Here is an 11,360-nt window from a genome sequence, read left to right as displayed (position 1 = left end):
ATGATGACCGATCTTTATCAGTCCCAGCGCGCCATGCGGCAGATGCGCAGACAAGCCATGCAACGCGGTGTTGTCGCCATTCTCGATGTTGGCAGTTCCAAAATCGCCTGTCTTGTACTGCGCTTTGACGGGACCGGCCGCCTGAGCGAGGATAACACCATCGGGTCGATGGCCGGGCAGACCGGCTTTCGAGTGATTGGTGCTGCGACCACACGGTCGCGGGGCGTACAGTTCGGCGAAGTCACCGCCATGCAGGAAACCGAACGGGCCATCCGAACCGCCCTGCAGGCGGCGCAAAAGATGGCCGATCTCCGGGTCGATCATGTGATTGCCAGCTTCTCGGGTGCGAACCCGCGCTCTTACGGGTTGGATGCACAGGTCGATCTTGAGGGGCAGGTCGTGACCGAGGCCGAGGTTGGCCGTGTCCTGAACGCCTGTGATGTGCCGGATTACGGGGCAGGGCGCGAGGTATTGCATGCCCAGCCGGTCAACTTCGCTTTGGACAATCGTTCAGGTTTGATCGACCCGCGCGGCCAAATGGGGCAGAGCCTAGCCGTCGACATGCACATGCTGACGGTCGACGCGACCGCGATCCAGAACATTGTGCGCTGCATCAAACGCTGCGATCTGGAATTGGCAGGAATTGCAAACTCGGCCTATGTGTCTGGTGTTTCCGCCCTGGTCGAGGATGAGCAGGAACTGGGCGCGGCTTGTATCGACATGGGTGGCGGAACGACCAGCGTGTCGATCTTCATGAAAAAGCACATGATTTACGCCGACTGCGTGCGCATGGGCGGCGATCATGTGACCTCGGACATTTCGATGGGGCTGGGTATCCCGGCCTCGGTGGCGGAGCGGATAAAAACCTTCAACGGCGGCGTTCACGCAACTGGCGCGGATGATCGGGACCTGATCGACATTGGCGGGGATACCGGCGATTGGGAACATGATCGCCGCACCGTCAGCCGTGCTGAACTGATCGGGATCATGCGCCCCCGCGTCGAGGAAATCCTTGAAGAAGTGCGCGTCCGTCTGGATGCGGCAGGGTTCGAGCATATGCCCAGCCAGCAGATCGTCCTGACCGGTGGTGGCAGCCAGATCATGGGCCTGGACGGGCTAGCCACCCGCATCCTTGGGCAGCGTGTCCGCCTTGGCCGGCCGCTGCGTGTTCATGGTCTACCGCAATCGGCGACTGGGCCGGGGTTCTCGTCCGCAGTGGGGCTTAGCCTGTTTGCAGCGCACCCGCAGGACGAATGGTGGGACTTTGAAATCCCGGTCGACACCTATGCCGCGCGCCCGTTCAAGCGGGCCGTGCGTTGGTTCCGTGACAATTGGTAAGCTGGGGGCCGCAGCGCTGCTGGCCCTGGCACCGCTGACCACTCAGGCGCAAACCCGGATCACGCCTGAGGCGTTTCTGGATGCAGTAAAGGGCAAGACTGTCACGTTTCACGACTTTTCAACGGGCGAGCTTGTAGGAACTGAAGAGTTCCTCAGCCCCGTGCTGTCGGTCTGGCGCATGGTGGGGCGCGGTTGCGTTTATGGTCAGATCACCACGCCTGATGGTCAAATCTGCTTTCTCTACGATGATGACCAGGATGGTATCCCGGTGTGTTGGTGGCCTTTCGAATATAAGGGCAAGTTGGTGGTTAGACTGGCCACTTTTGCGGACAGCGAAATCCAGGAGGTGCGCAGCATCACCGAGGACGGTTTGAATTGTCCAAGTGCCCCGATCAGCTAAAGAAATGGGTTGCAGCTGACTCGTTTATCCCGCAAGATATCCACAAGGCCCGACAGAGGCCCGCGGCAGGACCTGAGCAGTTTTCCGCAGTTTGACAGTTTATGAGTCCCTTTGGTGATGCGTCGGTTAAGTGCCGCGCGCAAATCGCCTGTTTTGTGCTGCATTGAGTTCTTTACGCAACATCTGGCGGTATTTGCGAAATACTGCCGGTCAGCGCCTTATTTCCTCCATATTTTGTGGAATTGCGCGATTTTTGGCGTGACGTTTGCCGTTTCAAACGGTAGGATTGTTAGTGGATAGGTAAGAAAAACACCGCTTTGGCGGGAACAAAAAAACAGGCGGACAGAGCATGACATTGAATCTTTCGATGCCCGGGCACGACGAACTGAAGCCTCGGATCACAGTATTTGGCGTTGGTGGTGCAGGCGGTAACGCTGTCAACAACATGATTGAGAAACAGCTGGATGGCGTCGAATTTGTGGTCGCCAACACCGATGCGCAGGCACTGCAACAAAGCCAGTCCTCGGCACGGGTTCAACTGGGCGTGAAAGTCACTGAAGGTCTGGGGGCAGGGGCCCGTCCGACCGTGGGTGCGGCAGCAGCCGAAGAAAGCATTGAACAGATCGTTGACCACTTGGCCGGCGCGCATATGTGCTTTATCACCGCTGGTATGGGCGGTGGTACAGGTACAGGGGCCGCCCCGATCATCGCGCAGGCCGCGCGGGAATTGGGCGTTCTGACCGTCGGTGTTGTGACCAAGCCCTTCCAGTTTGAGGGTGCCAAGCGGATGCGTCAGGCCGAAGACGGCGTTGAGATGCTGCAAAAGGTCGTCGACACTCTGATCATCATCCCGAACCAGAACCTGTTCCGTCTGGCCAACGAAAAGACCACCTTTACCGAGGCGTTCTCGATGGCGGACGATGTTCTCTATCAGGGCGTTAAAGGGGTGACCGATCTGATGGTCCGTCCGGGCCTGATCAACCTCGACTTTGCAGATGTTCGCGCCGTGATGGACGAGATGGGCAAAGCGATGATGGGAACAGGCGAGGCCACCGGCGAAGATCGCGCGGTTCAGGCCGCCGAGAAGGCGATTGCCAACCCGCTGCTGGACGAAATCAGCCTCAAGGGTGCCAAGGGCGTTCTGATCAACATCACCGGCTCGCACGACCTGACCCTGTTCGAACTGGACGAAGCCGCCAACCGCATCCGCGAAGAAGTGGATCCCGAGGCCAACATCATCGTTGGCTCGACTCTGGATACCGTGATGGAAGGCGGCATGCGCGTATCGGTTGTCGCGACCGGTATCGATGCCAATGAAAAGCAGGAAGATGTCCCTGTCGCGCGTCGTTCAATGTCGGCACCGCTGACCCGCACCGTTTCAGCAGAAGAGCCGGTGCAGGAAGAGGCTCCGGTTGCTGCGGAAGTCGCTGAGCAAGCGCCGCAGCAAGATATGATCCGCGAACCCTCGCTGTTTGAAGCGCCGGAAGAGCCTGCACAGCCGCAGTTCCAGTCGCGTGCCCGGCAGGATGATGATGGTCTGCCTCCGCCGGCCTATCAGCCGCGCGTTGCCGAATTCGAACCGACCCCCGAACCGGTTGAGCCTGCGTCCGAAAACTATGTCGCGCCGCAGCCTCAACCGGCAGCGGGAACACCGTCGCCCGAGGCGCTGCAGCGCTTGCAGGCCGCAGTCCAGAACGTTCCGCCGTCCGAGCGGAGCCCTTCGATGGTCCGCCCCGCGACCCCGCAGCCAACCCCTGTATCGCAGGAAGAAGCGCATGATCGTCCCCGGTTTGGCTTTAACCGCCTGATCGACCGGATGACCGGCCACGCAGCAGATACTCCGGCGCAACCACCGCGTCAGCAGCCCGTGATGCGCCAATCTGACGCTACGGCACCTGCAAGGGATGAGGTCGACCCCGAACAGGACCGGATCGAAATTCCCGCCTTTTTGCGGCGCCAGGCCAACTGATCGCGGTAACAAAATGAATGCAGAGGGTCGCCAAATGGCGGCCCTTTTCTTTTGTTTTACAGATGCTTAATGGGGTGTAAGCAGGGATTTGCCGATCTGTCACATACATGTTTCATTCGGTTGCAAAGAGTGAGTTGAGCCTTGACGCCGCCTTCCTTAACTGAGTGTCCAACACGGCCAAACGAGGCCGGACACCACTCTTCGAGGTTCACCTTGCAACATACGCTCAAATCTCCGGTCACGTTTACAGGCGTCGGACTGCATAGCGGTAAGCCTGCGACGATGGTCCTGAAACCGGCGGCTGCCGGTCACGGCATCTGGTTCAAGCGGACGGATATTGAGCTGGGCAATGCCCTTGTCCCCGCGATCTATGACGTGGTCGAGCGCACCCCGCTGTGCACCCGCCTGATCAACGACGCGGGTGTGTCTGTGTCCACGGTCGAGCACATCATGGCCGCGCTGGCCGGTTGCGGAATACACAACGCGCTGATCGAGATTGATGGTCCCGAAGTTCCGATCATGGACGGGTCTTCGATTGATTTCGTTCGCGGTATCATGGCGAAGGGCGTGCGTCGCCAGGCCAGCCCGGTTCTGGCCTATGAGGTTCTTAAGCCGGTGACCGCTGTGCGCGAAGGTGCAAGCGCATCGATTGCGCCTGCAAATGGTCTGATCATCGATTTCCATATCGACTTCGAAGATGGTGCCATCGGCAGCCAGACCAAGACGTTGGATATGCGCAACGGCTCGTTCGCACGTGAGCTGTGTGACTGCCGGACGTTCTGTCGCCGTACTGATGTTGAGGCGATGCGCGAAAACGGGCTGGCTTTGGGCGGTACGCTGGAAAATGCCGTCGTTGTTCAGGGTGATGAAGTCCTTACCCCGGGTGGTTTTCGCCACGCGGATGAGGCTGTGCGTCACAAGATGCTGGACGCCCTTGGTGACCTGTATTTGGCAGGCGGTCCGATCTTTGGTCACTTTACCGGTGACAAATCTGGCCATGCAATGACCAATACTCTGCTGCGCAAGCTGTTCGAAACACCGGGTGCCGTCCGTCCGATCCTGTGTACACCTGAACAGGCAGCCCGTCTTCCGGGGCAGGGCCTGGTCCGGGACGAAATCCCCGAAGTCGCCTGATTGGATCAACTCCGTCGACAATTCCGCGAACGGGCGCATAAGACGTTTTGCACCGGAATTTTATGTGCTAGACCTTGGCCTAAATCGGGGCTTAACCCCGTCAAGTAATACGACAAGGATAGGCGGAATGGTTGGCACCAAAGCGGCAGTCAGGTTCGCAGGCGCGATTCTTCTGACAGCAGTTTTGACGGCGTGCGCTGGAAAAGGCGCAGACCGCAATCAGAACCTGGAAGGGTTCACTCCTGAACAGATTTTCACGCGCGGCGAATATGAGCTGTCGCAGAATCGTTCGGACGATGCGGCGTGGTATTTTTCAGAAGTTGAACGTCTGTATCCGTATTCCGATTGGGCCAAGCGCGCGCTGATCATGCAGGCGTTCTCATACCACTCGGACAAAAACTACGAAGAAAGTCGAGGTGCCGCGCAGCGGTACATCGACTTCTACCCAACAGACGAAGATGCGGCTTATGCCCAATATCTTCTGGCGCTCAGCTATTATGACCAGATTGACGAGGTCGGGCGCGATCAGGGCCTGACTTTTCAGGCGTTGCAATCGCTGCGCACCGTGATCGAGGTCTACCCGGATAGCGAATACGCGACCTCTGCGGTTCTGAAATTCGATCTGGCCTTTGACCATTTGGCTGGCAAAGAGATGGAAATTGGGCGCTACTATCTGCGCCAGGACCATTATACTGCGGCCATTAATCGGTTCCGTGTGGTGGTTGAGGATTTCCAGACCACATCTCACACCGCCGAAGCTCTGTACCGCTTGATTGAAGCCTATCTGGCACTGGGTCTTGTGGATGAGGCACAGTCGGCAGGGGCCATTCTTGGGTACAACTATCAATCGTCCGAATGGTATGATGCAGGCTATTCGCTGCTGACGTCACGCGGGTTGGATCTCAAGAGCCGTGGCAACAACTGGCTCAGCACGATCTACCGTCAGACCGTCAAAGGTGAGTGGTTGTAATCGCCATGGGCAATGGGGTGGGACGCTAAGACCCGATGCTGCGCGCCCTCGATATCCGTGACATGCTGATCATCGACCGGCTGGAACTGACGTTTCAGCCGGGCCTGAATGCGTTGACCGGTGAAACCGGCGCGGGCAAGTCGATTCTCCTGGATTCGCTGGGGTTTGTTCTGGGCTGGCGTGGTCGGGCTGAACTGGTCCGTCAGGGCTCCGCCCAGGGTGAAGTCGTGGCCGAGTTCGAATTAAACGAAGACCATCCTGCACATGCAATTCTCGCCGAGGCGGGCCTGCCCGGCGGAGAGGAACTGATCCTGCGGCGGGTGAATACGGCCGAGGGGCGCAAGACCGCGTGGGTCAATGATCGCCGTTGTTCGGGCGAGGTGCTGCGCGCATTGTCCGAGACCCTGATCGAACTGCATGGTCAACACGATGATCGCGGCCTGTTGAACCCGCGCGGTCACCGGGCAATGCTGGATGACTACGCCGGCGCAGAATCCCAACTGGCAAAGGTGCGATTGGCCTGGTCCGGGATGTCGCGCGCACGAAAGGCTCTGGCCCAAACGGAATCGACCCTTGCGGCGATGCGCGCGGAAGAGGAATTTCTGAGGCATTCGGTATCCGAGCTTGATCAGCTGGACCCGCAACCCGGTGAGGACGCCGAGCTCGACGCCCGCCGTCGCATGATGCAAGGGGCCGAGCGTATCCGGGATGATGTCGCTCGGGCTTTCTCTCTGCTTGGCGGGGACGGGGCCGAAAGCGAAATGGCGGACGCTGTGCGTTGGCTCGAAGGCGTCTCGGACAATGCCGGCGGCCAATTGGAGGCACCAATCGCGGCCCTGGGGCGCGCCCTGATCGAACTGGGTGAGGCGCAGGACGGTGTCGATGCTTGTCTGCAGAAATTGGATTTCAATCCGACGGAATTGGAGCAGGCCGAAGAACGCCTGTTCGCCATCCGCGCACTGGCTCGTAAACATGATGTCGTACCTGATGATTTGGGCACCTTTGCCGAAACTTTGCGTGACCGTTTGAACCGACTTGACGCAGGCGACGCGGATCTGGCCGATCAGCGGGCAGCGGTAGACGCCGCTCAGACCGCATATGACGACGCAGCGGCCAAGCTTAGTGCTGTGCGACAGAAGGCAGCCGGGCAGCTGGATGTCGCCGTGATGACCGAACTCGCCCCGTTGAAGATGGAGCGCGCTGTGTTCCAAACGGAAATCACGGCGTCAGACCCCGGTCCGGAAGGCATCGACGCTGTTGCGTTCACAGTTGCCACCAACCCTGGCGCACCTTCTGGTCCGCTGAACAAAATCGCTTCGGGCGGGGAACTCAGTCGGTTTCTTCTGGCGCTCAAGGTCTGCCTGACCGGGGATGACAGCGCGCGCACGATGATTTTCGATGAGATCGACCGGGGCGTTGGTGGTGCAACTGCCGATGCGGTCGGGCGGCGTCTGGCGTCGCTGGCGCAGGGTGGGCAGGTGCTGGTCGTGACGCACTCACCGCAAGTGGCGGCCCGTGCGGCGCATCACTGGCGGGTGCAAAAACACGTCACCGACGGGAAGACCCTGTCTACCGTTGTGCCACTGGCCGAACCCGACCGCGTGGATGAAATTGCCCGTATGGTCGCAGGTGACACCATCACGGACGAGGCGCGCGCTGCAGCCCGAGCCCTTTTGCAGGCCTGAGGCAATTCTGCCGCTTTCGCGTGTTCAATCCGTCGCGATCCCACTTTTATAAGGGCGCTCCGTGGCTTACTAAAGGGAAAGACGTGATCCCCGAGGGCCAATGACCCAATCAACCCGCACTGTTCTGCGCAACCAGCTCAATCAGGCTTTGGCCGCGATTAAGGACGCTTGGCGGGTGATGCGGCGGCGTGGGCCCAGCCAGATTCAGTTCTGGTTCATCGCACTGGCGATTGGGATTGCGGCAGGTTTCATGGCGCTGGGGTTCCGCAAGGCGATCCGGTCGCTGCAGGCTTATGTCTATGATACGGATGACATTTTGCTGCTGCACAGCCATGCGGAAAAACTACCTTGGTTTCTAATCCTGATCATTCCCATCATCGGTGGGCTAATCGTAGGCGTGATCCTGAACAAATTCACTGATGACGGGCGCGTGCGATCCGTCGCTGACGTCATCGAAGGGGCCGCGGTAACCGATGGTCGTGTAGAAGGCAAAGCGGGTATCGCGTCGTTCTTTGCCTCGTTGGTCACGCTCAGTACAGGCGGGTCCACGGGCCGAGAGGGACCGGTCGTGCACATGGCTGGCGTTATCTCGACCTGGGTCAGCAACCGCATCCATGCTGATGGCATTACCGGGCGCGATCTGTTGGGGTGCGCCGTTGCCGCAGCCGTCTCGGCCAGCTTCAACTCACCGATCGCAGGTGCGCTGTTCGCGCTTGAGGTCGTGCTGCGCCACTTTGCAGTGCATGCCTTTGCACCCATCGTGATCGCTTCGGTTGCGGGGACGGTGATCAACCGGCTGGAATATGGCGACGTGACCGAGTTTGTTCTGGATACGCCCGGTTCCCTGCAATTCTACGTGGAATTGCCCGCCTTTCTGCTACTTGGCCTGATCTGCGGGCTGGTTTCGCTTCTGCTCATGCGGTCGATCTTTTTTGCCGAAGATATCGGCAACCATATCCAGAACCGGCTTGCCTTGCCTGGCTGGCTGCGCCCGGCCGTCTCAGGAGCGATGTTGGGACTGCTGGCGATCTGGTTCCCGCACATCATCGGCGTCGGGTATGAAACGACGATCCGCGCTTTGGCAGGTGACCTGACCCTGAGTTTTGCCATCTTGTTTGCCGTGATCAAGACAGTTGCCGTGGCGATCACCATGGGCGGGCGTATGGGCGGCGGGGTATTTTCTCCTTCGCTGATGATTGGGGCGTTGACCGGGCTGGCCTTCGGTCTGATCGCGACGGGGCTGTTGCCGGATGTGTCTGGCACCCATACGCTTTATGCCTTTGCCGGAATGGGGGCCGTTGCTGCCGCTGTTCTAGGCGCACCGATTTCGACCACGATGATCGTCTTTGAACTGACCGGAGACTGGCAGATCGGTCTGGCCGTGATGGTTTCGGTGTCGATGTCGACAGCGCTGGCCTCGCGTCTTGTGGATCGGTCCTTCTTCTTGACCCAGCTGGAACGTCGTAACGTGCATCTGGCCGCCGGGCCGCAAGCATATCTGCTGGCGATGCTGCGAACCGGGGCGGTCATGCGCCCCTTGGGCGACTCGCGCTCGATCACGAAAGAACAGGCGGTCGAATTGATCGAACAAGGGCTTTGTGTTCAGGCTAGCGCGACGCTAGAGGCCGCGATGCCCTATTTCGACAGGGATGACATCCCCTGTATTCCGGTGGTGATTGTCGAAGAGGACGGTAGTGAAAACCCGGTCGGAGCGCTTTACCACGTCGATGCACTGAAGGCGTATAACCGCGCCTTGGCTGCCACGGCGGCTGAAGAGCACTCTTAGCGATCATACACGGTCGCGGTATCGCCCAGATAGTTGTCCCAAGCAAACCAGTATGAATTATGGCCTGCGACCCGGGGCAATTCCGCACCTCCTGGTCCAACCAACGCCTCTTCGGTCATGGTCCACTTCTGACCCGTTTCATCCACCAATTGGTTGCCCGACGCAGCGAACTTGTGAGATGCGCGTTCATAGGCGCGCACTGCGCGCTTTTCGTCGTTTCCGATAAGCACCAGAGGCCGGTTGGCGATGGCGTCGTTGATTACCCGGCTCCTGCCGAACGCATCCAGGGGCCATGCTCGCGCCGCGCCAAATTGCCGGATGGCGAAAACATAATCTTTCTGTCTGTGACTGGACTGATCGACCAGCGCCGGGAACATCAATTCGGACGAAGCAAAATTCTCCCGATACACGACACCCGACCCATAATTCCGCCGGTGACCGGTGTTCATTGAAAGGACTTTCGTCTTGGGGTGCGATGTTTTCCAGCTTTGCCATGTGGTGATGACCACAGGGCGTTGTTTCAACTCGATACCGCTGCCGACAAGCGCGCCAACAACCGGCTTGCCGGTATATTGGTTCCACAGGGAATGCGTCTGACGATCGAACATCAGTTTGTTGGATCTGTACAGAAACCCGGACGAGCCGAAGATCAGCGGTTTGCTGCGACCCGGCACTTGCGTTTCAAACAAAATGCCTGAACCACACAGTGTGCAGTAGGCCAAGGCCACCGGAACCCCGCCAATCACCTCGTTAAACATTTCATGCCAGCCCATGATCCGCAGCGGGTAGGCTCGTTCGTCCCCGTTGATCGAAACGCCAAAGACCAGGTCATCGTCCTTAAGGTAATCTGCGCGCGCGGCAGGGATCAGCGCCGGATTGTCCAGCGATGGGATACCGTCCTTGTTCACACCACCCCACGCGATCTCTTCAAGCCGGATCTTCATCTTGTCGCGCTGCAAATACTTTGGTTTCAGGAAGACGTCGAAATTCGTATCAATCCCCAGTAGAACTTCGCGTTTGAACGGGATGAGCGAGGGGTGCGGTACGATTTGCGGGTTCTTTTCCTGCCAGAGCATCCACTCAAACCAGTCTTGGCCGATACTCTCACCAGTCAGGGTCTGCATAACATTCACGATGTCGCTGCTGCGACGTCTGGCGTATCTCATACCGGTCAGCAAAGCAGGCACCACATCCGGGTTGCCGCGTTGTACGAGAAAGGCCATGCCTTGCTCAAACTCTGCGTTGCTTCCGTACAAGGTGGAACGCACGGCATCAAGCACGGGGTCTTGCTGTGCAGACAACGCGCCAGGCAACAAGAGCGCGGTCCCCAATGATCCTGCGAAACGGCGACGTGTAAGTGACATAGCATCCTCTGGGCGGTGTTTGGTGGCATTGTGCACTCTTGATGCCTCACATGCATGCAACAGCCCCGTGATTGGATCGTGAATCCAATGTTTTTGGGGGTGTGACCAGGGTTGGACCTCTGACGAAACCCTTCTGGCTGCATGTCTTGGCGGGTTTTTGCTGGTAAGCCGCACCTGCAAAACAGCTAAATATTTCACTGTTTTTTCGGGTTTCTTGATAAAAAGGCCAAAAAATCGTTAATATTGGTGACGATTGCAGCGATATCCCTACGTGACCAAAGGAAATTTACTCCCAAAGCGCGTGTCGGGAGCCAGGAAATTTCAAAATCTTGAACGACATAACTGCATTGACTTATTTTTGAACTGAAACTCGCGCGAACGGGAGTACTTTGAAAATGCTATTTCTGCATCTTGATTTGCACTGTCGGATTCAGGCTGCCTGCGCGCATCATTTGCCGCAACGGCTATGTTGCAAAACCCATTCATCAGGTGTCCGGTCCGGAGATCTGGTGTGAGGCTCGCCCAAGGAAAAAACCGGATGGACAGGACGATGTTGTCCGAACAAAGCGGTTCATGTCTCGCCACATTGGGACGCAGGCGCTTTGCTGATCGTGACGGATCAGGCAAAATAGTATCCCAGGAAATCCTTTTTTTTATCAGTAATTCTCCAATGCTCCCACGGGGCTGTTTCAGCCACTTTTTTGCGACCATCAG

Annotated in this window: 9 protein-coding genes; 7 read left to right on the top strand and 2 right to left on the bottom strand. The window is 58.3% G+C overall.

The window, feature by feature from the left end; genetic code table 11:
* Positions 1 to 3: 3 nt before the first annotated feature.
* The 7 genes from ftsA to DS906_RS05760 all read left to right on the top strand — a co-directional run bounded on the left by ftsA (position 4) and on the right by DS906_RS05760 (position 9,282).
* On the top strand, positions 4 to 1,338 hold the full coding sequence (gene ftsA, locus DS906_RS05790; RefSeq protein ID WP_113789307.1) for a cell division protein FtsA: 1,335 nt from the start codon (positions 4 to 6) through the stop codon (positions 1,336 to 1,338).
* The gene (locus tag DS906_RS05785; protein ID WP_233494695.1) at positions 1,325 to 1,738 is read left to right on the top strand and encodes a hypothetical protein; all 414 of its coding nucleotides are present in this window, start codon (positions 1,325 to 1,327) and stop codon (positions 1,736 to 1,738) included. Before ftsA ends, DS906_RS05785 begins: the two co-directional genes overlap by 14 nt.
* A 349-nt stretch (positions 1,739 to 2,087) precedes the next feature.
* Positions 2,088 to 3,707, top strand: coding sequence for a cell division protein FtsZ (gene ftsZ, locus DS906_RS05780; protein WP_113789280.1), 1,620 nt, complete (start codon positions 2,088 to 2,090; stop codon positions 3,705 to 3,707).
* 213 nt (positions 3,708 to 3,920) lie between these two features.
* Entirely contained in the window at positions 3,921 to 4,841 is a 921-nt protein-coding gene (gene lpxC / locus DS906_RS05775; protein WP_113789279.1) for a UDP-3-O-acyl-N-acetylglucosamine deacetylase, read from the top strand.
* 127 nt (positions 4,842 to 4,968) lie between these two features.
* A complete protein-coding gene (locus DS906_RS05770; protein ID WP_108859457.1) occupies positions 4,969 to 5,811 on the top strand; it encodes an outer membrane protein assembly factor BamD in 843 nt (280 codons plus the stop codon).
* 35 nt (positions 5,812 to 5,846) lie between these two features.
* On the top strand, positions 5,847 to 7,496 hold the full coding sequence (gene recN / locus DS906_RS05765; protein WP_113789278.1) for a DNA repair protein RecN: 1,650 nt from the start codon (positions 5,847 to 5,849) through the stop codon (positions 7,494 to 7,496).
* A gap of 100 nt (positions 7,497 to 7,596) precedes the next feature.
* A complete protein-coding gene (locus tag DS906_RS05760) occupies positions 7,597 to 9,282 on the top strand; it encodes a chloride channel protein (RefSeq protein WP_113789277.1) in 1,686 nt (561 codons plus the stop codon).
* Here DS906_RS05760 and DS906_RS05755 read toward each other — a convergent pair.
* Both DS906_RS05755 and DS906_RS22025 read right to left on the bottom strand, forming a co-directional pair.
* Positions 9,279 to 10,646 (bottom strand): DUF3179 domain-containing protein, encoded by a 1,368-nt coding sequence (locus DS906_RS05755; protein ID WP_113789276.1) that lies wholly within the window; start codon positions 10,644 to 10,646, stop codon positions 9,279 to 9,281. The genes DS906_RS05760 and DS906_RS05755 overlap by 4 nt on opposite strands.
* 321 nt (positions 10,647 to 10,967) lie before the next feature.
* Positions 10,968 to 11,357, bottom strand: a complete 390-nt coding sequence (locus tag DS906_RS22025; protein WP_147235182.1) for a hypothetical protein — start codon at positions 11,355 to 11,357, stop codon at positions 10,968 to 10,970.
* Positions 11,358 to 11,360 lie beyond the last annotated feature (3 nt).

Origin of the sequence: Ruegeria sp. A3M17 (genome assembly GCF_003318255.1) — a bacterium.
GTDB lineage: Bacteria > Pseudomonadota > Alphaproteobacteria > Rhodobacterales > Rhodobacteraceae > Ruegeria.
The sequence above is the reverse complement of the archived record's forward strand: the minus strand, read 5'-3'. Positions and strand labels throughout refer to the sequence as shown.